The 24,377-nt window shown below is 72.3% G+C and carries 18 protein-coding genes and 3 pseudogenes; 9 read left to right on the forward strand and 12 right to left on the reverse strand.

The window, feature by feature from the left end:
* Positions 1-100: 100 nt before the first annotated feature.
* The gene (trxA, locus tag ET495_RS00960) at positions 101-478 is read left to right on the forward strand and encodes a thioredoxin (RefSeq protein WP_129201884.1); all 378 of its coding nucleotides are present in this window, start codon (positions 101-103) and stop codon (positions 476-478) included.
* 57 nt (positions 479-535) lie between these two features.
* On the opposite strand, the gene ET495_RS00965 is transcribed toward trxA, so the two are convergent.
* The gene (locus ET495_RS00965; protein WP_129201886.1) at positions 536-2,329 is read right to left on the reverse strand and encodes an ABC transporter permease; all 1,794 of its coding nucleotides are present in this window, start codon (positions 2,327-2,329) and stop codon (positions 536-538) included.
* 37 nt (positions 2,330-2,366) lie between these two features.
* On the reverse strand, positions 2,367-3,662 hold the full coding sequence (locus ET495_RS00970) for an ABC transporter substrate-binding protein (protein WP_162616319.1): 1,296 nt from the start codon (positions 3,660-3,662) through the stop codon (positions 2,367-2,369).
* Positions 3,663-3,952: 290 nt separating this feature from the next.
* On the opposite strand from ET495_RS00970, the gene ET495_RS00975 reads away from it, so the two are divergent.
* On the forward strand, positions 3,953-5,044 hold the full coding sequence (locus ET495_RS00975; protein ID WP_129201890.1) for a substrate-binding domain-containing protein: 1,092 nt from the start codon (positions 3,953-3,955) through the stop codon (positions 5,042-5,044).
* A 109-nt stretch (positions 5,045-5,153) separates the two neighbouring features.
* On the opposite strand, the gene ET495_RS00980 is transcribed toward ET495_RS00975, so the two are convergent.
* The 3 genes and pseudogenes from ET495_RS00980 to ET495_RS00990 all read right to left on the reverse strand — a co-directional run bounded on the left by ET495_RS00980 (position 5,154) and on the right by ET495_RS00990 (position 9,581).
* Positions 5,154-6,716, reverse strand: a complete 1,563-nt coding sequence (locus ET495_RS00980; protein ID WP_129201892.1) for a polysaccharide deacetylase family protein — start codon at positions 6,714-6,716, stop codon at positions 5,154-5,156.
* A 75-nt stretch (positions 6,717-6,791) separates the two neighbouring features.
* Positions 6,792-8,129: an NADP-specific glutamate dehydrogenase gene (gene gdhA / locus ET495_RS00985; RefSeq protein WP_129201894.1), complete on the reverse strand. Its 1,338-nt coding sequence runs from the start codon at positions 8,127-8,129 to the stop codon at positions 6,792-6,794.
* 76 nt (positions 8,130-8,205) lie between these two features.
* Positions 8,206-9,581: pseudogene (locus ET495_RS00990) on the reverse strand (MFS transporter).
* 216 nt (positions 9,582-9,797) lie between these two features.
* On the opposite strand from ET495_RS00990, the pseudogene murA reads away from it, so the two are divergent.
* From murA to ET495_RS01005, 3 genes and pseudogenes are all read left to right on the forward strand, one after another.
* Positions 9,798-11,113, forward strand: a pseudogene (gene murA, locus ET495_RS00995) (UDP-N-acetylglucosamine 1-carboxyvinyltransferase).
* Positions 11,114-11,131: 18 nt separating this feature from the next.
* Positions 11,132-11,899: a lysophospholipid acyltransferase family protein gene (locus ET495_RS01000; RefSeq protein WP_342770130.1), complete on the forward strand. Its 768-nt coding sequence runs from the start codon at positions 11,132-11,134 to the stop codon at positions 11,897-11,899.
* On the forward strand, positions 11,896-12,900 hold the full coding sequence (locus ET495_RS01005; RefSeq protein ID WP_129201896.1) for an NAD(P)H-dependent glycerol-3-phosphate dehydrogenase: 1,005 nt from the start codon (positions 11,896-11,898) through the stop codon (positions 12,898-12,900). The genes ET495_RS01000 and ET495_RS01005 overlap by 4 nt, the downstream gene beginning before the upstream one ends.
* A 4-nt stretch (positions 12,901-12,904) precedes the next feature.
* On the opposite strand, the gene ET495_RS01010 is transcribed toward ET495_RS01005, so the two are convergent.
* Positions 12,905-13,573, reverse strand: coding sequence for an AMIN-like domain-containing (lipo)protein (locus ET495_RS01010; protein WP_129201898.1), 669 nt, complete (start codon positions 13,571-13,573; stop codon positions 12,905-12,907).
* Between the two features lie 156 nt (positions 13,574-13,729).
* Here ET495_RS01010 and ET495_RS17460 point away from each other — a divergent pair, with 156 nt between their 5' ends.
* The gene (locus ET495_RS17460; RefSeq protein ID WP_162616320.1) at positions 13,730-13,882 is read left to right on the forward strand and encodes a DUF6191 domain-containing protein; all 153 of its coding nucleotides are present in this window, start codon (positions 13,730-13,732) and stop codon (positions 13,880-13,882) included.
* Here ET495_RS17460 and ET495_RS01015 read toward each other — a convergent pair.
* The 4 genes from ET495_RS01015 to ET495_RS01030 all read right to left on the reverse strand — a co-directional run bounded on the left by ET495_RS01015 (position 13,871) and on the right by ET495_RS01030 (position 18,541).
* On the reverse strand, positions 13,871-15,016 hold the full coding sequence (locus ET495_RS01015) for a trans-sulfuration enzyme family protein (protein ID WP_129201900.1): 1,146 nt from the start codon (positions 15,014-15,016) through the stop codon (positions 13,871-13,873). The genes ET495_RS17460 and ET495_RS01015 overlap by 12 nt on opposite strands.
* The gene (locus ET495_RS01020) at positions 14,947-17,247 is read right to left on the reverse strand and encodes an SAM-dependent methyltransferase (protein ID WP_129201902.1); all 2,301 of its coding nucleotides are present in this window, start codon (positions 17,245-17,247) and stop codon (positions 14,947-14,949) included. Before ET495_RS01020 ends, ET495_RS01015 begins: the two co-directional genes overlap by 70 nt.
* Positions 17,202-17,519 (reverse strand): hypothetical protein, encoded by a 318-nt coding sequence (locus ET495_RS01025; protein ID WP_129201904.1) that lies wholly within the window; start codon positions 17,517-17,519, stop codon positions 17,202-17,204. The genes ET495_RS01020 and ET495_RS01025 overlap by 46 nt, the downstream gene beginning before the upstream one ends.
* Before the next feature lie 302 nt (positions 17,520-17,821).
* Positions 17,822-18,541: a GAP family protein gene (locus ET495_RS01030; RefSeq protein WP_129201906.1), complete on the reverse strand. Its 720-nt coding sequence runs from the start codon at positions 18,539-18,541 to the stop codon at positions 17,822-17,824.
* Positions 18,542-18,752: 211 nt separating this feature from the next.
* On the opposite strand from ET495_RS01030, the gene ET495_RS01035 reads away from it, so the two are divergent.
* Complete coding sequence (locus tag ET495_RS01035) at positions 18,753-19,268, forward strand: TetR/AcrR family transcriptional regulator (protein WP_245993223.1); 516 nt, start codon at positions 18,753-18,755, stop codon at positions 19,266-19,268.
* 78 nt (positions 19,269-19,346) lie between these two features.
* Here ET495_RS01035 and ET495_RS01040 read toward each other — a convergent pair whose 3' ends face one another.
* Positions 19,347-20,375, reverse strand: coding sequence for an L-threonylcarbamoyladenylate synthase (locus ET495_RS01040; RefSeq protein WP_211340881.1), 1,029 nt, complete (start codon positions 20,373-20,375; stop codon positions 19,347-19,349).
* Positions 20,372-21,523, reverse strand: a complete 1,152-nt coding sequence (locus ET495_RS01045) for an acyl-CoA dehydrogenase family protein (protein WP_129201908.1) — start codon at positions 21,521-21,523, stop codon at positions 20,372-20,374. The genes ET495_RS01040 and ET495_RS01045 overlap by 4 nt, the downstream gene beginning before the upstream one ends.
* Positions 21,524-21,594: 71 nt before the next feature.
* Between ET495_RS01045 and ET495_RS01050 the strand changes: the two genes are divergently transcribed.
* Together ET495_RS01050 and ET495_RS01055 are read left to right on the forward strand one after the other, a co-directional pair.
* Positions 21,595-23,160 carry an AMP-binding protein gene (locus tag ET495_RS01050; protein WP_129201910.1) on the forward strand — a complete coding sequence of 522 codons (1,566 nt, stop codon included), beginning with the start codon at positions 21,595-21,597 and terminating at the stop codon, positions 23,158-23,160.
* A gap of 67 nt (positions 23,161-23,227) precedes the next feature.
* A pseudogene (locus ET495_RS01055) lies at positions 23,228-24,377 on the forward strand (D-alanine--D-alanine ligase family protein).

The following is a 24,377-nucleotide window of genomic DNA, read 5'->3' on the forward strand; positions in this document are numbered from 1 at the left end:
GACCGGCTCGGGCATGCCGTCAGGTGCTCACACCGGTGCGCAGCGGGAATACCGGACGCCGCTGCGGCGCTTGCCGAGGGGTACCGACGAGAGGATTCCCATGGCAACCGTCGACCTCACCGACGACACCTTCCAGCAGGCCATCTCCGAGAACGACATCGTGCTGGTCGACTTCTGGGCCTCCTGGTGCGGCCCGTGCCGCCAGTTCGCGCCGATCTTCGAGAAGTCGTCCGAGACGAACGCCGACATCGTCCACGGCAAGCTGGACACCGAGGCCCAGCAGCGCATCGCGGCGGCCGCCGGCATCACCGCGATCCCGACGCTCATGGCGTTCCGGGAGGGCGTGCTGGTGTTCAACCAGGCCGGCGCCCTGCCGGCCCACGCCCTCCAGGAGGTCGTGGACGCGGTCAAGGGCCTCGACATGGACGAGGTCCGCAAGGCGATCAAGGAGCACGAGCACACGCCGCAGGAGGCGTGAGCCGCGGAGCCCGGGAGGGCCGCACCCGGTGGGTGCGGCCCTCCCGGCGCGCACGGCCTACTTGAGGGCGCCGCTCGTGATCCCGATCGTCAGGCGGCGTCCGCACCACGCGTAGAGCACGATCATCGGCAGGATCGAGATCGACGCCGCCGCGAAGAGCGCCCCGTAGTCGCTGCCCGAGTACTGCTGCTGCTGGTAGTAGTTGAGGATCGACAGCGGCAGCGTGTACTTGTCGTTGGTCTGGATGAACATGAGCGCCAGGAACGTCTCGTTCCACACGTTGATGCCCGTCAGCAGCATCGCCGTCGTCAGCCCGCCGCGTGCCAGCGGGAGCATGATCGACCAGAAGGTGCGGTTCGGGCTCAGGCCGTCGAGCGCCGCGGCGTCCTCCAGCTCGGAGGGCAGGCTCCCGAAGAACCCCGTCAGCAGGAACACCGTGAACGGCAGGTTCACGACGACGTACATCACGAACAGCCCGCTCAGGGAGCTGATGAGCCCCAGCCGCAGCATGAGCGCGTACAGCGGGAGCACGATGACCTGCATCGGGATGCCCAGGCCGAGCACGAAGTAGACGACCGTCGCGTTGATCGCCCAGCCGCTGCGGCGGCTGAGCACGTACGCCGCCGGGGCGGCGACGACGACGGTGGCGACGGCGACCGTCGCGACCAGCAGCGCCGAGTTGCGGAACCCGTGGCCGAGGTTGCCGTCGACCCACGCCGTGCGCCAGTTCTCCAGGTGCAGGCCGTCCGGCAGCGACCACGGGTTGGCGACGATCGCCGCGGAGGACTTGAAGGCGCTGAGCACGACGAACGCGAGCGCGCCGACGCTGAACAGCACGGTCAGCCACACGAGCACGGCGACGACGCCGTGCAGCGGACCGCCGTCGAGCTGGGCGGTGGGGCTGACGCGGCGCGCACGCGGCGCGGGGCGGGCGAATCGCATGGAGGCTCCCTGCTCAGAACTGGATGGACTCGCGCCGCATCGCACGGCGCAGCACGACGACGAGGACGGTGACGAACGCGAGCGTGACGACGGCGCCTGCGGCCGCGTAGCCGAACTCGAACGCCGCGGCGGTGCCGCCCAGCGTCTTGCCGTAGACGAACAGGGCCGTGTTCCACTGGGTGACGGGGGGCAGGGCGCCCTGCCCCCGCTGAAGGCCAGGATGAACTCGAAGATCTTGACCGAGCTGATGGTCCACAGGATCGCGGCGACCCCCACCACGTCCCACGCCAGCGGCAGCGTCACGTGCCGGAACCGCTGCCACGGGCCGGCGCCGTCCAGGAACGCCGCCTCGTAGAAGTGGCGGGGGATGGCGTCGACGCCGGCCATGAGGATCGTGACGTAGTAGCCCAGGTGGATCCAGACCAGCCCCAGCAGCACCAGCCAGAACGCCGAGTCCGGCCCCATCCACGTCACGGGGCCGACGTGGAGGGCCCCGAGCAGCGAGTTGAGCAGGCCGTCGTAGCGGAACAGCGCCGCCCAGAAGATCGCCAGGACGATCGTGGACACCAGGTGGGGCAGGAACAGCGCGCCCCGCACGAACCGCACGAACCGCAGCTCGCGCATCACGAGGATGACGACGAAGCTCAGCACGAACAGCACGGAACCGACCCCGAGCGTGATCCACGCGGTGTTGACGACGGCTTGCCGGAACACCGGGTCCTCGGCGAGCATCGCGTAGTTGCGCAGGCCGACCCACCGGGGCGGGTCGATGCCGTTCCAGTCGGTCAGGCTCGCGTACACCGAGTACGCCGACGGGAGGATGAACAACGCGGTGTACAGGGCCAGTGCGCCGACCACGAAGGGGATCGTGAGCTGACGCTGCTTGCGGGCGAACGCGGAGCCGGCCATGGGAGTCCTCGGTTCTCGGGTCGGTCGGGGGCGGCGGTCAGCCGTGCGTCGCCAGGTAGTCGACGGTCTGGCGCTTGGCCTGCTCGACGAACGCCTCGGCGTCGTACTGACCGGTCACGAAGCCGGTCACGGCGGTGCGGTAGATGGTCGAGTACCAGTCCGGGTAGTCACGCGCCAGCCCGCCCTGGTCGGGGTACAGGTCCCCGGCGCGCAGCGCGTCGGCGATCGAGGTCAGCTCGGCCGGCACGCTGACGTCGGCGCGCGGCGAGATCTGCACGGCCTCGGTCGCGATCCGCTCCGCGTGCTTCTTCTGGGCGAAGTACGCGATGAACTTCTGCGCGGCGGCGGCGTCGTCGGCGGACGCCGGGATGGCGAACCCGATGAAGTTGGCGCCGACGGCGGTGCTGCCGCCGGGGCGCAGCGGGGGAAGCTGCACGGACTCGAACGTGAAGCCCTTGCCGACGTTGGGGGCGGCCTCGCTCGGCACCCACGTGCCCGACAGGTAGGCGGCGGCGCCGCCGCCGGCCCACAGGTTCTGGGCGTCGGCGCCCTGGTTGGCCTCGTAGCCGTCAGGGAAGAACGGGCGCAGCTCGTCGAACGCCGCCAGCGCCTGCGCGACGCCGGGGGCGTCCCAGGCGTCGCCGGTCTTGTCGGTCGCGAGCGTGCGCAGGCCGTCGACGCCGAGCGCGCGTTCGAGCAGGAGCGTCACCCAGTACGCGTCGTTGCTCGGGACGGCGACCGCAGGCGTACCCGTCGCGTCGATCTTCTGGAGCGCGGCGACGAACTCGTCCCACGAGCCGGTCGCCTGCGCGAGCTCGGGGTGGGCGGCGGCGTCGAACCACACGCCCTCGCTCATGACCTCGTAGGGGACCATGGTCGGCTCGCCCTCGGCGTCCTCGACCGCCTTGACGTAGGCCTCCGGGATGACCGCCGACAGGGGCCTCTCGTCGCCGGGGACGGTGAGCTCGTAGGCCGGTGTCAGGTCGAGCTGGGCGTCGGCGGCGACGATCGGGCCGAGGGCGTTGACCGAGCCGTCGACCAGGTCGGCGGCCGCGCCCGACGTGAGCGTCGGGAGCAGCTTGGTGACGACCTCGCGGCCCTGCCACTGGACGTCGACCTCGATGCCCGTGTCGGCGGTGAACTCGGCGATGGCGTCGGCGAGGATCTTCGCCTGCGGCTCGTTCGGGTTCCACATCGACCAGTAGGTGAACGAGGCGTCGCCGCTCGGGTCGAGCTGCGTGGCCTGTCCCTTCGCCGAGCATCCGGCGAGCGTCAGGGCGGCGACGGCGCCGCCGGCGATCGCGGCACGCGCGGCGGTGAGGGGTGTGCGCATTGGGGTGACCTCCTTGTCCGAGGAGCCGGTCCCAGCGCTGCTGCCGGGTCCGGCGGACCCAGGGAACAGCCCCGACCCCGCACACCACAAGCCGTGACCGATCATTCGAACAAAAACAAACGCCTCTAGTGGCGCGCGGAAAGAAATCGCGGGATCGTGGGGCAACTGCACGATTCAGCGCAGGTGTTCAGGTGGTATCGCCACTCACAACGCGCCGTTTCGATGGAAACGAACATTCGCACAACTGCGAACAAACACACGAGCGCCCGCCAGGGCGGGGAGCGGGGCACATGGTCGCCGAAGGTAGGCAGGATGCGATCCTGCGCGAGCTCGAACTGCACGGAAGCATGAGCGTGACGCGCTTCGCCGAGCGGCACTCGGTGTCACCCATGACGGTGCGGCGCGACCTGTACCGGCTGGAGAAGGAGGGCCTGCTCGTGCGGGTCCACGGCGGGGCCATCTCGCTCGCCGTCGCGTCCGAGCGCGCTCGCACCCCAGAACGCCCTGAGGCGGCGCGCCGGTCCGTCGCCACGATCGGCATGATCGCTCCCTCGGCGAGCTACTACTTCCCTGCCGTCATCCGGGGTGCCGAGCAGGCAGCGCGGGAGAGCAGCTTCAGGCTCGTGCTCGGCACGACGAACTACTCCCCGGTCGAGGAGGTGCGTCAGGTGGAGCGGCTGCTGCGCGCGGGGGTCGACGGCCTGATGATCACGCCGAGCTCCGCCGTGGGCGAGGCCTCACCCCTGTACCGGGTGCTGCTGGCGGCGCGGGTGCCCGTCGTCGTCGTCGAGCGGAGCGTCACCGGCGGCCGGTTCGCCGGCTCGTCCATCGAGTCGGTCCGCACCGACCACGCGCACGGGGCGGACATCGCGGTCCAGCATCTGCACGGCCTGGGCCATCGCCGCATCGTGCTCGCGGCGCGGGAGAGCCCGACCGCCCCGTGGCTCCAGGAGGGTTGGTCTCGAGCCGTCTCGCGTCTGGGCGAGAGCGTCGAGGGGGAGTTCCGCTCGCTGCCGAACCCGACGGTCGGCACCGACGAGTCCGTCCAGGCCCTCAGGGCGCTCGTGGAGCGCTGCGTCGCCGAGGACGTCCACGCCGTCGTCGTCCACACCGACGTCGACGCCGTCACGTTCGTCGACCTGGCGGCCGAGCGCGGGCTCTCGGTGCCCGGCGACGTGAGCGTCGTGGCCTACGACGACGAGATCGCCTCGCTCGCGCGTGTCCCCCTGACGGCCGTCTCCCCGCCCAAGTGGGAGCTCGGCTACCGCGCGGCACGCATGTGCTTCGACCGCATCCGCACCACGAGCCCCGGCACCGTCGTCCGCATGACGCTGCTGCCCACGCTCGTGACGCGTGAGTCGACCGGGCCGGCCAGGAGGTAGCGGGACGCGGGGTGCGTCGACGGCCGTGCGTGGCCGCAGGGCGAGCACGGGTGAGCACGGGTCAGCACGGGTCAGCACGGGGCCGGCGCAGGTGAGCACGGGCGCCGGCTCAGTCCACGGCGAGTCCCCGGGCGCGCAGGCCGTCGATGATGCCCGGCAGCGCGTCCACGGTGCCCTGCCGCAGCACGTGCAGCAGCACGACGCTGCCCGGCTGCGCTCCGGACAGCACGCGCTCGCACACGGCGGCCGCGCCCGGGCCGCGCCAGTCCTGCGTGTCGAGCGTCCACAGGTCGACCGACAGGTGCTCGGCCGCGGCGGCCGCGCGCACCGCGTCGTTGACGGCGCCGTACGGCGGTCGGAACGCCGTCGGCCGCACGCCGGTGATCTCGGTGAGCAGCGCCTGCGTGCTCGCGATCTCCGAGGCCGCCTGCTCGGGTGCGAGCGTGGTGAGGTCGGGGTGCGTGGTCGTGTGGTTCCCGAGGCGGTGCCCTTCGGCCAGGATGCGCCGGACCGTCTCGGGGTGCTCCCGTGCGCGCTCGCCCAGCACGTAGAACGTCGCGTGTGCGCCCTTCGCCGCGAGGACGTCGAGGATCGCTTCGGTGTGCGCACCCGGGCCGTCGTCGAACGTCAGGTGGACGGCGTGGTCCCCGGCGAAGGCGCCCGCGGTCGCCTCCTGGACGGGCGCGGGCAGCGTCGTGACGGGCAGCGGGACGACGTCGGCGCCGCCCCCTGCGGTGCGTGCCCGCAGTTCCGCGAGGACTGCCTCGGCCGCGGCCTGCGCATCGACGTGCACACCGTCGGCGCCGGGCGCCACGACGGTGCCGGCCATGACGATGCGCAGCGCGGGCAGCCGCTCGGCCTGCGCCGAGACCTCCGCGATCTCGGGCGCGAGCGCCGCGGCGTCGGGGACGACGACGGCGGTGCCGCCGCTCACGGTGACGGGCAGCGCGGCGAAGACTCGCGCGCGGGGGACGGTCACGCGGGCGTCGCCGGCGCCGAGCACGAGCGGCCGCGCGACCGCCGCGTGCACGCTCGCCTCGACGGCGGCGAGGTCGTGCTCGGTCACCGCGGCCGGGACGGCGCGTGTGGGAAGGTGCGCCGACCGGCGCCCGGCGCGGACGGCGTCGGCGATCGCGCGGCGCGCCCCCGGCGTGTCGAGGCGAATGCCCGGGACGTCGTCGCGCACCCGCACGACGTCGCCCGACAGGGTGAGCGTGGCGTCGACGGGCGGGACGGCGACGTCGTCGGCGATCGCGTCGACGGCCACGGAGAGGCGCGCCGGGTCGAGCCGGTCGGGTGGCGGGGTGACACGCTCGCCGCCCCAGGCCGCACGCGTCTGGGCGAGGGCGTCCTGCCAGGCGGATCCGTCACGCCCGGCCGCCAGGAGTGCCGTGCGCAGGTCGCGCGTACCGTCGACGAGCCCGAGGTCGTCGAGCGTGGGCGTCCGCGTGAGCGTCCCGGCGCGCAGGGTGAGCGTGTCCGCGGCGCGGTCCTGGGCGCGTCGCGCCGCGGTTCCGGAGGCGTCGGTCCACACCTGCCAGCGGCTCGCCCCCTCGAGGCGCAGCCCCACGACGGGCCGGTCGTCCATCACGGTGTCGACGACGAGCGGGGCGCCGACGACGAGCGTCGCCGCCACGGCGGCGCCGATGACATGAACCCGGCGGACGCGCACGGGTTCAGCATCGGCCACGGACCCGCCCGACGAGGTGAGCGCCGCGCGGGTCCGTGGCCGATGGCCTGCACACGGTCAGATGACGCCCAGGGCGATCATCGCGTCGGCCACCTTGGTGAAGCCGGCGATGTTCGCGCCGACGACGTAGTTGCCGGGCGCGCCGTACTCCTCGGCGGTCTCCACGCACTGGTCGTGGATGCGCGTCATGATCGCCTGCAGTCGCTCCTCGGTGTAGTCGAACGACCACGCGTCGCGCGAGGCGTTCTGCTGCATCTCGAGCGCCGAGGTCGCGACGCCACCCGCGTTGGCCGCCTTGCCGGGCGCGAACAGCACGCCGGCCTCCTGGAGCAGGGCGACGGCCTGCGGCGTCGTCGGCATGTTGGCGCCCTCGGCGACGGCGACGACGCCGTTGGCGACGAGCTGCTTGGCGTGACCCTCGTCGAGCTCGTTCTGCGTCGCGCACGGAAGCGCCACCTCGGCCGGAACGTCCCAGATCGAGCCGCCGGTGACGAGGCGCGCGCCGGGGCGGCGGTCGGCGTAGTCGGCGACGCGGCCGCGCTCGACCTCCTTGATCTGGCGCAGCAGGTCGAGGTCGACGCCGGCCTCGTCGATCACGTAGCCCGACGAGTCGGAGAACGCGACGACGTTGGCACCGAGCTGCTGTGCCATGGCGATCGCGTAGATCGCGACGTTGCCCGAGCCGGAGACGGTGACGCGGCGGCCGTCGAAGTCCTGGCCGTGCGCGGCCAGCATCGACTCGGCGAACATGACGGTGCCGTAGCCGGTGGCCTCGGTGCGCACCAGCGAGCCGCCCCACGTGAGGCCCTTGCCCGTGAGCACGCCGGACTCGTAGCGGTTGGTGATCCGCTTGTACTGGCCGAACAGGTAGCCGATCTCGCGCCCGCCCACGCCGATGTCACCCGCAGGGACGTCGGTGTGCTCGCCGATGTGGCGGTAGAGCTCGGTCATGAACGACTGGCAGAAGCGCATGACCTCGCCGTCGGACTTGCCGCGCGGGTCGAAGTCCGAGCCGCCCTTGCCGCCGCCGATCGGCATGCCCGTGAGCGAGTTCTTGAAGATCTGCTCGAAGCCGAGGAACTTCACGATGCCCAGGTAGACCGAGGGGTGGAAGCGCAGCCCGCCCTTGTACGGGCCGAGGGCCGAGTTGAACTCGACGCGGAACCCGCGGTTGATCTGCACGCGGCCTGCGTCGTCGATCCACGGCACGCGGAAGACGATCTGGCGCTCGGGCTCGCAGATGCGTTCGAGGACGGCCGCCTCGACGTACTGCGGGTTCTTGCGCAGCACGGGTTCGAGTGACTCGAACACCTCGCGCACGGCCTGGTGGAACTCTGCCTCACCAGGGTTGCGGCGCAGCACCGCGTCGTAGACCGACTGGAGCTGGGATTCCATGACGTACCTCCGGTTCTTGCTGACGCCCGCACGCTACGCGCGGGAAGGCTACGACTGATGAGATGGCGCTTTCCGATCAGTCTGAGAGGCGGCCGTCGTAGTCGACGTTCTGCGTCTCCTTCTCGAGCACCAGTGCAACGAGGGTGATGACGGCCATGACGGAGAGATAGGCCCCGACGAGCACCGGCGAGCCGTCGGCCTTGCCCCACAACCACACGGCGATGAACGGTGCGACCGCGGCGCCGAGGATCGAGGACACGTTGTAGGCGATGGCGGAGCCGGTGTACCGGACGTTAGCGGCGAAGAGCTCGGGAAGTACAGCGGCCATCGGCCCGAAGGTCAGGCCCATGAGGCTGAACCCGACGATGAGCAGCGCCTGCACGCCCGTGGTGCCCCCGGCGAAGAGGGGCACGAACAGCCCGCCGAACACGATGATCGCGACGGTCACCACGATGAGGTGCTTGCGGCGCCCGTACCGCTCGGCCAGGGGTCCCGACGCGAGCGTGAACGCGGCGAAGAAGACGACGCCGACGATGAGCATCCACAGGAAGTCGACGCGGGCGTAGCCCAGCCCGGCCGGTCCTGTCTCGGGGTCGGCGGCGGCGGTGCCGTAGGTCAGGGTGAACGTCGTCATCAGGTAGAAGAGGACGTAGGTGGCCAGCATGATGAACGTCCCGAGATCAGCTTGGTCCACGACGTGCGGAACACGGCCGCCAGCGGCACGGCCACGACGGCGTCGGCCTCCTGCACCTTGCGGAACGCCGGGGTCTCGATGAGCTTGAGCCGCACCCACAGGCCGATGATCACCAGCACCGACGAGGCCAGGAACGGCACGCGCCAACCCCACGAGGCGAACGCCTCGGGTGAGGCGAACGACGACAGCGCGATGAACACGGTGTTGGCGAGGATGAACCCGATCGGGGCACCGAGCTGCGGGAACGTCCCCCAGACGGCACGCCGTCCGGCGGGGGCGTTCTCGGTCGCGAGCAGCGCGGCGCCGCTCCACTCGCCACCGAGGCCCAGGCCCTGCGCGAACCGGCACAGCACGAGCGCGGCCGGCGCCAGCACGGTCCACCCCGGCGTCGACGCCGGAGGGATGAGGCCGATGAGCACGGTGGCGATGCCCATGGTGAGCAGCGACGCGACGAGCGTGGCCTTGCGGCCGACGCGGTCGCCGAAGTGCCCGAACAGGATCGAGCCGAGCGGGCGGGCGACGAACGCGACGCCGAAGACGGCGAACGAGCTCAGCAGCTGCGTCGTCGGGTCCTGGGCGTTGGGGAAGAACAGCGTCGGGAAGACGAGCACCGCGGCCGTGGCGTAGGCATAGAAGTCGTAGAACTCGATCGAGGTGCCGATCAGGCTGGCGACGACGACGCGCCCGCGTGAGTTCCCCGCGTCGGTGCGGGAGGCCGTGGGGGCCTTGTCGGTGCCGAGGTCGGTGATGGTGGACATGGAGTGAACGGTAAGCAACTGTCCGAAGATTGGGAACGGAGTCCGCTATTCGAGATGCTGTTGCGAAGCGGCGTGTCGACGGGCGGCCCGGCGGAGGGCGGGTGAAGGTGTGGTGAACGGAAACAACCTCGCGTGCCAGCATGTTGGCACCATCGGATCCCCGGGGGAGGATCGACCGGCGCACCGAACCGATCGAGGACAGGACGACACGATCCGATGAACGACCTGCTGTACGTCAACGGCGGCAACCCGCTCGAGGGCACCATCACGGTGCGAGGGGCCAAGAACTTCGTCTCCAAGGCGATGGTGGCCTCGCTCCTCGGCGAGACGGCCAGCGTTCTGCGCAACGTTCCGCAGATCCGTGACGTGGGCGTGGTCTCGGGGCTGCTGGAGCTGCACGGGGTCAACGTCAAGTACGACTCGGAGGCCGGGATCCTGGACCTCGACCCGTCGAACGTCGAGTCGGCGCACATGGCCGACATCGACGCGCACGCCGGTTCGAGCCGGATCCCGATCCTGTTCTGCGGTCCGCTGCTGCACCGCCTGGGCGAGGCGTTCATCCCGGACCTGGGTGGCTGCCGGATCGGCGACCGCCCGATCAACTACCACCTGGACATCCTGCGGCAGTTCGGCGCCGTGGTGGACAAGCGCCCCAACGGCATCCACCTGCGAGCCCCGCGCCGCCTGCAGGGCACGAGGTTCACGCTCGAGTACCCGTCGGTCGGCTCGACCGAACAGCTCCTGCTGACGGCGGTGCGCGCCGAGGGCATCACCGAGCTGCGCAACGCCGCGATCGAGCCCGAGATCATGGACCTGATCGCGGTCCTGCAGAAGATGGGCGCGATCATCTCGGTCGACACCGATCGCGTCATCCGCATCGAGGGCGTCGACCGCCTCGAAGGCTTCAGCCACACCGCGCTCGCCGACCGCATCGAGGCCGCGTCGTGGGCGTCGGCCGCGCTCGCCACCGGCGGCGACGTCACCATCAAGGGCGCCACGCAGCCCGAGATGATGACCTTCCTCAACACGTTCCGGAAGGTCGGGGGCCAGTTCGACGTCCAGGAGGACGGCATCCGGTTCTGGCACCCCGGCGCCGACCTGCGCCCCATCGTGCTCGAGACCGACGTCCACCCCGGGTTCATGACCGACTGGCAGCAGCCGTTGGTCGTCGCGCTCACCCAGGCCACCGGCCTGTCGATCGTCCACGAGACGGTCTACGAGAACCGGTTCGGATTCGCCGAGGCGCTGCGGCAGATGGGCGCGACCATCCAGGTCTACAAGGAGTGCCTGGGCGGGGGCACTGCCGGTTCGGGCAGCGCAACTTCCACCATTCGGCCGTCATCTCGGGCCCGACGCCGCTCGCCGCCGCCGACATCGAGGTGCCCGACCTGCGTGGCGGGTTCTCGCACCTCATCGCGGCCCTCGCGGCCAAGGGCACCTCGACGGTGCGGGGCATCAGCCTCATCGACCGCGGCTACGAAAGCTTCCAGGACAAGCTGGTCGCGCTCGGGGCGGACGTCTCACGCGACTGAGCAAGTAGGCTTGGGGCCGTGAATGCCGCCCCCACCGTCGCCCGCCCCGAGTCCCTGGCGTTCCGCGCCATCGCATGGCTCGTGCGCCACCTGATGTTCGCCGTGGCCCGGTACGAGTGGTCGGGCGGCGAGAACTTCCCGAAGTCCGGGGGGTTCATCGCCGCCGCGAACCACGCGACCGAGATCGACGCGCTGACCTTCGCCCACTACCTGTTCGACCACGGGCACGAGCCGCGCATCCTCGCCAAGCGGGGCTTGTTCACGACCCCCGTCATCGGCTCGATCCTGCGCGCCACGCGCATGATCCCCGTCGACCGCGGCACGGCCGACGCCGGCCGTTCGCTCGAGGCCGCGCGCGTCGAGCTCGCCGGCGGCGCGTGCGTCGCGATCTTCCCGGAGGGCACCATCACACGAGACCCCGACCTGTGGCCCATGGAGGGCAAGACCGGTCTTGCCCGCCTGGCGCTGGCGACCCGGGTGCCCGTCATCCCGGTCGCCCAGTGGGGGGCGGGGTCGATCCTCCCCAGGTACGGGCGTGTGCTCCGCCCGTTCCCGCGCAAGCGCGTCCAGATCCGCACGGGCCCCGCCGTCGACCTCGCGGACCTCTACGACCGGCCGCACGACTCCGCGACACTGCGCGAGGCGACCACCCGCGTCCTGGACGCCATCACCGCAGAGCTGGAGACGCTGCGCGGTGAGCAGGCTCCGGCCGCCCGGTTCGACCTGCGCAAGCACCCCGAGTACCGCACGAAGCAGACGGTCTACCCGCCGGTGGAACGTCCGTGAGCGCCGTCGTCGCCGTGCTCGGCGCGGGCGCCTGGGGCACCACGTTCGCCAAGGTCCTCGCCGACGCCGGGTGCGAGGTGCGCCTGTGGGGGCGCGACGACGCCGTCGCGCGGTCGGTGACCGAGGACCACCGCAACGAGAAGTACCTGCCGGGCGTCGACCTGCCCGCCTCCGTGACCGGCACGACCGACCCGGCGAGCGCGCTCGCCGGGGCGTCGATCGTCGTGGCCGCCGTCCCGTCGCAGGTCGCACGCGTCACGCTCGGCCGGATGGCCTCCCTGGTCGAGCCCGGGGCGGTCGTCGTCTCGCTCATGAAGGGCGTCGAGCTGTCGACCGACCGCCTCATGAGCGAGGTCGTGGCCGAGGCGCTCGGCGTGCCCGGCGAGCGCGTCGCCGTCGTGTCCGGGCCGAACCTCGCCAAGGAGATCGCCGTCGGACAGCCGACCGCGACGGTCGTCGCCTCGACGAGCGAGGACACCGCGCGGATCGTCGCGCGCGCGTGCACGTCGTCGTACTTCCGCCCCTACACCAACGACGACGTGGTGGGCGTCGAGCTGTGCGGTGCGGTCAAGAACGTCATCGCCCTCGCCGTCGGGATCGCCCACGGCCTCGGCTACGGCTGGAACACCACGGCGACGCTCATCACCCGGGGCCTCGTCGAGATCACGCGGCTGGGCCTCGCGCTCGGCGCGCAGGCCGAGACGTTCGCCGGCCTGGCCGGCATGGGCGACCTCGTCGCGACGTGCGCCTCGCCGCTCAGCCGCAACCACACGCTCGGCAGCCACCTGGGCCGGGGCCTGTCGCTCGACGACGCCATCGCCGCGACGGGTGGCACCGCCGAGGGCGTCAAGTCCTCGCAGTCGGTGCTGGAGCTGGCCGGCAAGCACGGCGTCGAGATGCCCATCACGGCCGGGGTGGTCGCGGTGGTGACAGGGGAGATGACGGTGGCCGAGCTCGGGCCCGCGCTGCTGTCACGGCCGCAGAAGCCCGAGGGGCGCTGAGGCGTCAGCGCGCGACGTCGACCACGAGCCGCGTCGGGTTCTCGAGCGCGAAGACGCGGAACGGCCGCGGCTCGTCGACGCCGACGAACGCCGTCGAGTACCCCTCGAACCAGAACCGGTAGACGACCTGCTGGACCACGCCGCCCGGCAGCGTGACGGCGTCGCCCGCATACTCCGGCGCGTCCATGTCGAGGGGGAAGCCCATCCCGGCGAGCCTCACCTGGAGCGTGGCGCCGCCCGCGACGTCCACCGGCTGCCCCGAGCCGTCGTCGAGGGCCTGCGGGACGTACTCGACCCGCCAGCCCGGGCTGCCGTCGCCGGCGAGGTCGAAGACGACGCGGTCGTACCCGTCGTGGGTGGCGGCCCGGACGCCGGTCACCGTGAGCCGTGCCTCGGCGGACGGCTCGCCCGTGGCGACCGTTGCGGGCTCGGCGAACGCCGGTCCCGGCTCGTCGCCCACGTCGCCCACGTCGCCCGTGCCGGCGGTGGCGCTCGGGGCGTCCGGGGGCGGCGTCGGGGATGCGTCGCGGCTCGCTCCGGGCGAGGGCGACGCGTCGGCCGGTGCCGAGCGGGCTGGGTCGGTGTCGTCGCCCGAGCCGGTGCAGCCGCCGACGGCGAGCGCGGCAGCGACGAGGCCGGCCGCCGTCGCCCGGGTCATGATCCTGGTTCGCATGGGTCGCTCCTTCGCGCTCGATGCCCCGACCGTAGGGCCGTGGCGCGGCCACCCGTCGCAGCGACATCCCCGCTAGCCTCGATCCATGGGGCTGATGCGCAAGATGGCGGGCGGTCTGGGAGGCGGCGGGCCGGCGCGCTGGGCGAGATCGTCGACGTGTTCCAGCCCGGCCACCGCGCGCTCGTCGACGAGCAGGAGCGCAAGCGCCGCGAGATCGTGCAGACGCCGTCCGCCGACCCAGGGCACGGCGAGATCGACCTGAGCTCCGGGGTGGTCGTGGTCTCGCCGGACCCCGCCTCACAGGACTGAGCGCAGGGCCCCGTCCAGGTCCGCCCACAGGTCCTCGACGTCCTCGACGCCCACCGACAGGCGCAGCAGGTCCTCAGGCACGGTCGGGGACTCCGTGGTGAACCGGCGGCGTCGTTCGAGCGTCGACTCCACGCCGCCGAGCGATGTCGCGGGCACCCACAGGTCGAGCGCGGCGACGACGGCGTCGGCTGCGGCCACGCCCCCGACGGGCCGCAGGCCGATGATCGCGCCGAATCCGCGCATCTGCGTGGCCGCACGCTCGTGCCCGGGGTCGGTGGGCAGCGAGGGGTGCCGCACCTCGGCCACCGCGGCGTGTCCGGCCAGCCGCTCCGCGAGCACGGCGGCATTGGCCTGTGCGCGTTCGACGCGCAGGTGCAGCGTGCGCAGCCCGCGCAGCGCGAGCCACACCTCGAACGGCCCCGCGATGGCGCCGTGCAGCGTGCGGTAGGACCGCAGCGTCGCATCGAGCTCGGGGTCGTTCGTGACGCACGCCCCGAGCACGACGTCGGAGTGCCCGGCGAGGTACTTGGTCACCGAGTGGAGCACGACGTCGGCGCCCAGCGCGAGCGGGTTCTGCCCGAGCGGGGTGGCGAACGTGTTGTCGACGACGGTGCGCACGCCGCGCTCACGAGCGGCGGCGAGCAGCGCCGGCAGGTCGGCGACCTCGAGCATGGGGTTGGTGGGCGATTCGAGCAGCGCGACGTCGGCGCCGTCCAGGGCGGCGACCACCTGGCCGGTGTCGGCGATGTCGACGCGGCGCACCTCTACCCCGTGCCGCGCCGCGAGGTCGTCGGCGTAGCCGAGGCTGACCTGGTAGGCGTGGCGCGGGACGACGAGCACGCCGCCGCGCCCGCGGGCGCCCCCGGCAGTCGGCACCAGCGACAGCGCGGCGGCGATGGCCGCCATGCCCGACCCGAACACGATTGCCGGGTTGCTCGCGCCTTCGAGCCGGCCGAGGGCCTGCTCGAACGGCGTCCACGTCTCGGTGCCGCTGCGCGTGTAGAGCAGCTCGGGCCCCGGCACGCCCTGGGAGACGTACGTGGAGCTCAGCACGACGGGCGGGTTCACGGGGCCGCCCTGCACGCGCGGCGGGCGGCCCGCGGTGACGGCGGTGGTGGCGGGGGACAGGTGCATGGGCGAAGCCTAGATCCGGTCTCGCCCACGACCGGTCGACCGTCCGAGGACTGCCCGTCGGCATCCGGCGTCGCGGGCCCCGACGGACGGTGCGGGGTCGGGCCCGGCGTGTCACGTGAGGCCGAGGCGTTCGAGCATGTCGTGGTCGAGAGCAGGGGTGACGGCCGGGGGCAGGTAGAGCGTCGAGATCCCGGAGAGGTCCCCGGCAGTGATCGTGTCGAGCGTCGTCGAGCGGATGACGGGGGCAGGTGCGGGTAGGTGGAGGCGTCGTAGATGACCACGGTGTGGTCGCCCGCGTAGGTCCGCCGCAGATACTCCACGAGGACCGGGAAGTTGTGTCGTTCGTAGCCCGCGAAGTTGAAGCCGTCGTCGCCGACGCACTCCGGCTGCCACACCAGCACGTGCATGCTCGGGTTCAGCTCGCGACCGCGGATCAGCAGGTCCGTCGCGTCGACGGTCTGCAGGCCCGCGCTCGACGGGTCGATGCCCAGGTCCGCGAACAGCGAGTCCTGCGACGAGATCGCAGGGGCCATCTCCGCCCGCAGCCCGGCGTCGCGTGCCCGGCGGATCGCCTCGTGGGTGGCCCACGCGAAGATCCCCGGGTGCCCGTAGAACACCGCGCACACCCGCAGGCCCTCGCGCACCGGTGCCAGCATGGCCTCGACCATCTCCTTGTACGTCTCGATCCGCGGCTTGGCATTCCCGTACAGCCCGTACAGGGAGTGCGCGTTCGGGTTGAGCTCGTGCAGGTACAGCTCGGTGACCGGGTCGGCGACGCAGTACACGACCACGTCCGCGGCGACGATCTGGTCGCGTGCCCCCATGCTGAGGTCGGTGATGGGCCGGATCCCGGAGCCCACCACCACGAGGCGGCCCGTGCCGTCCCAGGTCGTCCGTGCGAAGTAGCGCACGGCGTCGTCCACCCGGAGCCGGAACCGTTCGCGCCAGTCGCCCGAGCTCGTGGTCGTCGTGGTGTTGTCCGACGTGGTGATGTGCGTGGTGTCGATGGTCGTGGAGTGCACGTCGACATGTGTCTCGATCGTGATCGTGGTCGTGTCGAAGCTGTTCGTGTTGATCGTGATCGGGTCGATCGCGGCGACACCCGCGGGGAGCTGGTCGGTGACCTTCACCGCCACGCCCGCGGCCTCCAGCTCGCGCAGGGACTGCAACCGCAGCCAGCCGCGCATGCCGTGGCGCACCGCGTGCTGCTCGGCGGCGGTGAGCGCGCTGGCGTCGAGCACGGCGTCCGGGGTGCGCTCGAACTCGTCGAGGCCGTCGGCCGACGTCAGGCTCAGCAGGAAGCCGGTGAGCCGTGCCGCCGTGGTGTCGGGTCGTGGCTCGACGCGCGCACGAGGGGTCCGGCCAATCGGTTTGAGACGCGCGGCGATCTCGATCGCCTCGGCGACCGGGACCTGACGGACCCGCTCGACGAGCCGGGACGCCTGCCTGACCACCTTCGCGTCGTGGGAGCTCACCAGCCCGTCGAGGGAGCCGAGCACGACCCGCAGGCCGTCGATCAGCTGCGGGCTGAGCGCGTCCTGCGGCCGAGCCAGCGCGGCCGCGCCCTCGCGGAGGGTCGTGCCGAGGGCGTCCTGCAACGGAGGGTTGTCGGCAGCGGCGTCGACCAGTGCCGGTGCGAGCGCCCGAAACTCCTCCCACCAGGCGCCGAGGCCGGGCAGCCGGCGGAACGGTCCGTCGCGGAACGCGCGCAGCGCGTCCATGGGTGCGTCGACGTCCGTCGCGGCGAACGACGAGAAGAGGCTTTCCAGCGAGCAGGTGACGTCCGGCAGCCCGCGGATGCGGCCCTGCAGCTCCCAGTCACCGTCTCCCGACTCGCCGGCGCCCCACCGGCGCGAGACAGGGACCGTCACCTGTGCTGCAAGCTCGTCTCCGTCCGTGGTGAACGCCTCGGCGCCGATCTGGTCGTCGTTGTCGCCGAGCGTGCCGTACCACGCGAGCTGCCAGCCGCTCATCGCGTTCTTGACGGCCGCCTTGACCATGGTGCCCACCGACGCCTTGACTCCGGCGATGGCCGCGTCGATCTGCTCCTTGGTCGGCCGTGACAGAGCGTGCTGGAAACCTGCCGCGACCTTCGTCACGCCGAGGTAGACGCCGTCGACGAAAGCCTGGTAGCCGGTCTCGGCGAGGTTGTCCGGCCATCCGTCCTCCTCCATGACGACGACGATCACGCCCAGGATGCCCGGCAGGTTCTCCCCGACGAGGCTGCGCACGAACGGGTCGTTGACCGGGATCGGCCGAAGCTTGGTGCGCCAGAAGCCGATGCCCTCGGGATCGGGACGACGTCGCCCGCGTCGACGTCGGTGTTGCCCAGGTTGCCGTGCGTGCCGTTGCGCGACTCGACGAGCGGCGCACCGATGAGGCCGGCTCCCTGCTGCACCGCGTAGTTGTCGCCGTCGACCTTGAAGTAGCAGGCCCACAGGTACGGCTCGGCCGTGCCCCACCCGTCGCCCTCGTCGTGGCAGATCAGGTGCTCCAAGGTCACGTCAACGTTCTGTGTCGTCGACATCGCAGGTCCCCTCGTCCCGAAGCTCTCGCCCTGACGCGGCGCACACCGCCGGTCAACGGTCTGAGAGGCCCCTCGCGCCGTCCTGATACACACGTCCCGGACGGTGGTTCACGGCACCGGGCAGATGGTGGACGGTCCAGCACCGGCGGGGGCAGACCGGGATGGTCCAGACGGCGGCCGCCTTGAGCAGCAGGTTGCGGTTCCCGACCGCGGGTGGGTGGGGAGCGCCGGGCGTCGTTCGCCTGGCGTCCGCGCGCGCCTGGTGTCCGAACGCGCGCTCACCCTGCCTGGCTCAGGGCCTGCACGGCCCTCGTCGCGAGCAGGAACCCTGCGATGCCGATGATCCACATCGTCGTCCCGTGGGCCGTGCGCGTGAGCCAGGCGTCCAGCCGCCGCAGCGGGGGTTCGACGCGCGAGCCGGCGAGGACGCGCCCTGCGGTGAGGACGAGTGCCGGGGTGATCATCACGAGGCAGTAGGCGCCGAGCACCGCGAGCGCGACGAGCCAGTCCGTGGTCTCGGTGACGATGATGCCGGTCGCTGCGAGGTAGGGGAGCATCGACGCGGCCTCGGCGAGCACCGCGACGACCGCGAGCCCGACCAGTCCCGTGGCCGCCCCGTCGGTCATGGCCCGTTCGCGCCAGCGGCTCAGCCGCCCGGACCGCGTCGCGCGCTCGGCGGCGCGGGCGCGCGCGGCCTTGGTGTCGAGGGCGAACGAGAGGACGAACAGCACGACGCCGACGACGAGCCGCGCGTAGAGCGCGGGCGTGGTGTCCAGCAGCCCGGAGCGGCCGTCGAGCAGGAACCGGCCGCCGGTCATGAGGACGACGCCGATCCCGGCGTAGGCGACGGCGACCGCGCCGAGGTAGACGAGGATGCGTCGCGGCCGCAGGCGCCCGGGGGCCATGAGGAGCCAGACCGGCACGAGCAGCGTGCCGAAGCTCAGGGAGTCGACGAGAGCGAGGACGACGAGGGTGCCCGCAGCACCGCCGGAGATCATGGCGGGCCCTCCCCGCTCGGTGCTCCTGGTGAGCAGATCGCGCCCGTCCGGGCGTCGTTGCCGTCCATCGGTCCCCTCTCTGGTTGGTACGGTTGTATTAGACCAAGATTGGTACGAGTGTGCTAGAGGTTCTGTGAAAACGGCCACACCGCGAGAGGAACGCCGGACGCGGCTCGCCGAGTCCGTCTGGCAGATCGTGCTGGACCACGGCGTGAGCGCTGTCTCGGTGCGGACGGTCGCAGCCAACGCCGGGATGGCGGTCGGCTCGCTTCGCCACCTGTTCCCCACACAGGCCGCGCTGCTGGAGTTCTCCGCAGAGCTCATGGTCGAGCGGGCCACCGCCCGGGTCGTGGCGATCACCCCGCACGACGACGACGCCGTCGCCTACGCCTTCGCGGTGATCAGCGAGCTCTTGCCGCTCGCCCCGCACACGCGCCGCGAGTTCGAGCTGAACGTCGCCCTCATCGCCGAGACCCCCGCGCACCCGGGCCTCGCCCGCATCCGCGACCACACCCATCAAGAGCTCCTGCGAGTGTTCACCAGGCTCGCGGCACGCCTGCGCGGCGAGCCGGAACCCACTCCGGCGAGCGCCAAGGAGGGGCAGCGGCTCCTCGCGCTCGTCGACGGCCTCGGCCTGCACCTCATCCACCGCCCCGCGGGAGAGGACACGACGTGGGCCGCCGACCTGGTCCGCGAGGAGCTGGCCCGCCTGGCGGTCCACGGGTGACGGCTGGTGGTACCTGCTCTCGTGCGTGACCCCTGCCGCAGGCGCGCACACGCCCGCCCGGGCGGCTCGCCGCGCGCCTCAGACCGCAGCGACCCTGAACGCAGCCGCCTTCAGCAGGCGGTTGCGCACCGCCCGGTTGAGGCCGTCGTCGGCTGCGGGGCAGCGGGCGAAGATGTGGGTCACCTCGGGGCGGTCCAGCGCGCGCAGGGCGTCGAACAGGCCCCGCGCCAGGCCGGCCGCGTCGCCGGCCGACCCGTAGGTCACCACCTCGAAGCCCGCGAACGCCGGCCGCTCCTCGTCGAAGCACAGCACCGCCGGGTGGTCGAGCCCCTGCGCGCGCACGTACGCGGCGGCCGCGTCGACCGCCCCCTCCAGCACGACCACGGGCGCCGTCGGCGCGTAGTGCCGGTACTTCATGCCGGGCGCCCCCGGGACGGCGTCGCCGGCAAGCACCCCGACGACGGCGGGGTCCACCTCGACCTCCCCGAGCACCTCGCGGAGCTGTTCGAGCGACACGCCCCCGGGGCGCAGCAGACGCGGCGGCGTGCGCGTCAGGTCCACGACCGTCGACTCGACGCCCACGTCGCACGGCCCGCCGTCGAGCACCGCGGGGATGCGTCCGTCGAGGTCGTGCAGCACGTGGGCCGCCGTCGTCGGGCTCGGGGAACCCGCCCGGTTGGCCGACGGCGCGGCGAGCGGCATCCCGGCCGCCCGCAGCACCGCCCGGAACGCCTCGTGGGCCGGCACCCGCACGGCGACGGTGTCGAGCCCCGCCGTGACCCGGTCCGGGATGACGTCCCGGCGGGGGAGCACGATGGTCAGCGGGCCGGGCCAGAACCGGTCCGCGAGGGCGCGCGCCGCGGCGGGCACGGTGCGGGCCACGCTCGGCAGGTCCTCGGCCGAGGCGACGTGCACGATGAGCGGGTTGTCCGACGGGCGTCCCTTGGCCGCGTAGATCGCCCCCACGACGTCGGGGTCGAGGGCGTTGCCCGCCAGCCCGTACACCGTCTCGGTGGGCAGCGCGGCGATGCCGCCGTCGCGCAGGATCGCCGCGACGGACGCGACGTCGGCGGGGCGGCCGGCGTCGAGCAGGAGCGTGCGCGTCACTCGAGCGGGCCCAGCAGGGACTGCGCGACCGTCGCGTGCGCCGACTCGTCGTCGGACGGGTGGAAGATGCCCGCGAGCACGTCGCGGTACAGCCTGCCCAGCTCGGAGCGGTTGAAGTACGTGGACCCGCCCGAGGAGCGGATCGCCTCGTCGACGACGTCACGTGCCGTCTCCGTCGCCCGGACCTTGATGCCGGCGGTCTGGCGGAACCACGCGGCGCCCAGGTTGGCGCCCGCGTCGATCGCGCCCGCGGCCTGGTCGATCTGCGGCCAGATGCCGTCCTGCGCGAGCGCGGCCGAGGCCAGGCGCCAGCGGATGTCCGGGTCCTGCGCGTAGGCCTTGCCGGTCTTCATCGACTGCCGCTTGGTCACCGTCTCGACGGCGACCTCGATCGCGCGGTCCGCGATACCCGCGTACACCGAGGCGAGCAGCAGCTCGAACGACGTGAAGATGCCCAGCACGTAGGGGTCGAGGGACGGCCCGGGCGCCACCTTGCGCATCACGCGGTCGGCGGGCGCGGGCGCGCCGTCGAGCACCGTGGTGCGCGACTGCGAGGCACGCATGCCGATGGTGTCCCAGTCGTCGAGGATCTCGAACCCGCCGCCGTCACGCGTGACGAACGCGTGCACGATCACCGGGTTCGCGGGATCGGTCGTGTCGTCCAGGCCCATCACGCCCAGGCGCGTCCAGCCCGGCGAGTTCGAGGTGAAGATCTTGCGGCCGTGGAACGTGTAGCCGCCCGCACCGTCGGGCCTCGCCTGCGTGCGCGAGCCCAGCAGCACCAGGTCGTTGCCCGCCTCCGAGTAGCCGAACGCGAAGACCTCGCCGTCGCGGGCCTCCTCGAGCAGCCAGTCCATCGACGCGTCGCCACGGTCGTGCAGGAACCGGGCCACACCCGTCCACACGTGGTGCATGTTCACCGCCAGCGCGGTCGCCGGGGCGGCGCCCGCCAGGCGACCCTGCTCCCGTGCCACGTCCGCCAGCCCGAGGCCAGGACCGCCCAGGTCGGCCGGGACCAGGGCCGCGAGGTAGCCGGCCCGCTTGAGATCCGCGAGGTCGTCGTCGAAGTAGTCGTTGCGGCGGTCGTGGATCGCGGCCCGGCCGCGGATCGTGAGCAACAGATCGTCGTCCAGGATGCGCATTGGCATGAGGCTTTCCTATCACTACAGTCCGAACCAACGAGCAGCGACGGCGCTGCTCCGCGAGGGAGGCACCAGCGATGGTCATCCGCAGCCTGTATCCCGACGTCGCCATTCCCGATCTGACCCTCTACGACTTCCTGTTCGCGTCGCTCGACGAGATCGACCTCGACCGCGTCGCGGTCGTCGACGGCCCCTCCGGCGCGACCACCACCTACGGCGGGCTGAGGGCGCAGGTCGACGCGCTCGCCGGCTCGTTCGCAGCGCGCGGGTTCGGCGTCGGTGACGTCGTCGCGCTGCACAGCCCCAACGTGCCCGCGTTCGTCGCCGTGTTCCACGGGCTCCTGCGGGCCGGGGTGACCGTCACCACCGTCAACGCGCTCGCGTCGGGCGAGGAGATCGCCCGCCAGCTCACGGCGTCGGGAGCGCGCGCCCTGCTCACCGTCTCGCCGCTGCTCGCGGCCGCCGCGGCGGGCGCCGCCGCCGCGGGCATCGACGACGTCGTCGTGCTCGACCGCGCCGAGGGGTACCCGGCGCTCGCGGACCTGCCCACCGGGCCCGTTCCCGACGTGACGATCGACCCGCGCACGCACCTGGCGGTGCTGCCCTACTCCTCGGGCACCGTGGGCCTGCCGAAGGGAGTCATGCTCACCCACCGCAACCTCGTCGCCAACGTGGTCCAGGGCGTCGCTCTGGTGGGCGCCACGCGCGACGACGTCGTCCCCGCGGTGCTCCCGTTCTTCCACATCTACGGCATGACGGTGCTGCTCAACCTGGCCCTGCACGCGCGGGCCAGGCTCGTGACGCTGCCGCGCTTCGACCTGGGCCAGTTCCTGCAGGTGTGCGAGCGCGAGAAGGCCACCTACCTGTTCGTCGCGCCGCCCATGGCGCTCGCGCTCGCCAAGCACCCGCTGGTCGCCGAGCACGACCTGTCGAGCGTGCGCGTCGTCCTGTCGGGGGCGGCACCGCTCGACGCGGCGCTGGCCGACGCCGTCGCGCACCGCCTGGACACCCGCGTGGTCCAGGGATACGGGATGAGCGAGATGAGCCCCGTCTCGCACCTGGTGCCGGCGGACCGCCCCGACATCGCGGCGGGGTCGATCGGGCTGCTGGTGCCCAACATGGAGGCGCGCGTCGTCGACCCCGGGACGGGGCAGGACGCCGCCAGGGGCGAGCTGCTGTGCCGTGGCCCCAACGTCATGGTCGGCTACCTCGACGACGACGCCGCGACCCGCGACGCCTTCGACGACGACGGGTTCCTGCACACCGGCGACATCGTCGAGGTCGACGACGAGGGCGTGTTCACCGTGGTCGACCGGCTCAAGGAGCTCATCAAGTACAAGGGCTACCAGGTGGCTCCCGCGGAGCTGGAGGCGCTGCTGCTGCGGCATCCGTCGATCGCCGACGCCGCCGTGATCGGCCTGCCCGACCCGGAGGCGGGTGAGGTGCCCAAGGCGTACGTGGTGCCCGCTCCGGGGGTCGCGCTGACGCCGGGCGACGTCGTCGAGTACGTCACCGGGCACGTGGCGCCCTACAAGAAGGTGCGCGAGGTCGAGCTCGTCGAGTCGGTGCCGAAGTCGGCTGCGGGCAAGATCCTGCGCAAGCAGCTGCGTCAGCTTGAGGAGGACCGCCGAGCGGCCCTGTGAGCGGGGTCGATCACATGCGCGGGAAGTCGGGCGAGGGGCGCTTCGCCGTCAGGTAGGGTCGCCCTCGATGTCCGAGCAGCCCGCCCCCAGCGCGTCCACCGACGCCCCTCGCCGTCCCCGCGTCGCCCTCCTGTTCGGGGGCGCTCGGGGAGCACGCCATCTCGGCCGCCACCGCGGCCGGGGTGCTGCGTGCCATCGACCGCAGCCGCTACGACGTCGTGCCCGTGGGCATCACACGCGGCGGCCAGTGGGTCGTGGCGGCCGACGACCCCGTGCGCTGGGAGATCGCCGCCGGGAGGCTGCCCGAGGTGACGGCCGACGAGGGCGGCGAGGTCGTCCTGTCGCTCACGGTGGGCGACCGGACGCTGCGGGTGCTTCAGCCGGGGGAGGTGCCCACGCTGCTGGGCGAGGTCGACGTCGTCTTCCCGCTGCTGCACGGCCCGTTCGGCGAGGACGGCACCGTGCAGGGCCTGCTGGAGCTCGCCGACGTGCGCTACGTCGGCGCGGGCGTGCTGGCCTCGGCCGTCGGCATGGACAAGCACTTCATGAAGCTCGTGCTGGAGGGCCAGGGCATCCCCGTCGGCCCGTACACCGTGATCCGGGCGCGCGACTGGGAGCAGCGCCGCGAGGAGTGCACGGCCGCGGTCGCGACCCTCGGGCTGCCCGTGTTCGTCAAGCCCGCACGGGCCGGGTCCTCGCTCGGCATCACGCGGGTCGACGACCTGGCGGACCTGGCGGCCGCCGTCGCCGAGGCGCAGCGGCACGATCCGAAGGTCGTCGTCGAGCAGGGCATCGAGGGCCGGGAGATCGAGTGCGCCGTGCTGGGCGGGCGTGACGGCGGGCCGGCACGCGCATCCCTGCCGGGCGAGATCGTCGTCGACCACGACGCGCACGCGTTCTACGACTTCGAGGCCAAGTACCTCGACGAGTCGCACGTCGACCTGCGCTGCCCGGCCGACCTGCCCGACCGTGTCGTCGCGCAGATCCGCTCGCTCGCGGTGCGGACGTTCGACGCGGTCGGCGCCGAGGGCCTGTCCCGCGTCGACGTGTTCGTCACGCCCGACGAGCGCGTCGTCGTGAACGAGATCAACACCATGCCGGGCTTCACGCCGTTCTCGATGTTCCCGCGCATGTGGGCCGCGTCGGGGATCGCCTACCCCGCGCTGGTCGACGAGCTCATCCAGCTCGCGCTGGAGCGCCCGACCGGGCTGCGCTGA

The organism is Xylanimonas allomyrinae (assembly GCF_004135345.1).
Taxonomy (GTDB): Bacteria; Actinomycetota; Actinomycetes; order Actinomycetales; family Cellulomonadaceae; genus Xylanimonas; species Xylanimonas allomyrinae.

Excerpts from the sequence above, each read along its gene's own strand:
- ET495_RS01045 (WP_129201908.1), bottom strand. The coding sequence starts at position 21,523 with ATGCCAATGCGCATCCTGGACGACGATCTGTTGCTCACGATCCGCGGC.
- ET495_RS00975 (WP_129201890.1), top strand. The coding sequence starts at position 3,953 with ATGGTCGCCGAAGGTAGGCAGGATGCGATCCTGCGCGAGCTCGAACTG.
- ET495_RS01050 (WP_129201910.1), top strand. The coding sequence starts at position 21,595 with ATGGTCATCCGCAGCCTGTATCCCGACGTCGCCATTCCCGATCTGACC.
- ET495_RS01010 (WP_129201898.1), bottom strand. The coding sequence starts at position 13,573 with ATGCGAACCAGGATCATGACCCGGGCGACGGCGGCCGGCCTCGTCGCT.
- gdhA (WP_129201894.1), bottom strand. The coding sequence starts at position 8,129 with ATGGAATCCCAGCTCCAGTCGGTCTACGACGCGGTGCTGCGCCGCAAC.
- trxA (WP_129201884.1), top strand. The coding sequence starts at position 101 with ATGGCAACCGTCGACCTCACCGACGACACCTTCCAGCAGGCCATCTCC.
- ET495_RS00965 (WP_129201886.1), bottom strand. The coding sequence starts at position 2,329 with ATGGCCGGCTCCGCGTTCGCCCGCAAGCAGCGTCAGCTCACGATCCCC.
- ET495_RS01015 (WP_129201900.1), bottom strand. The coding sequence starts at position 15,016 with ATGCACCTGTCCCCCGCCACCACCGCCGTCACCGCGGGCCGCCCGCCG.
- ET495_RS01030 (WP_129201906.1), bottom strand. The coding sequence starts at position 18,541 with ATGATCTCCGGCGGTGCTGCGGGCACCCTCGTCGTCCTCGCTCTCGTC.
- ET495_RS00970 (WP_162616319.1), bottom strand. The coding sequence starts at position 3,662 with ATGCGCACACCCCTCACCGCCGCGCGTGCCGCGATCGCCGGCGGCGCC.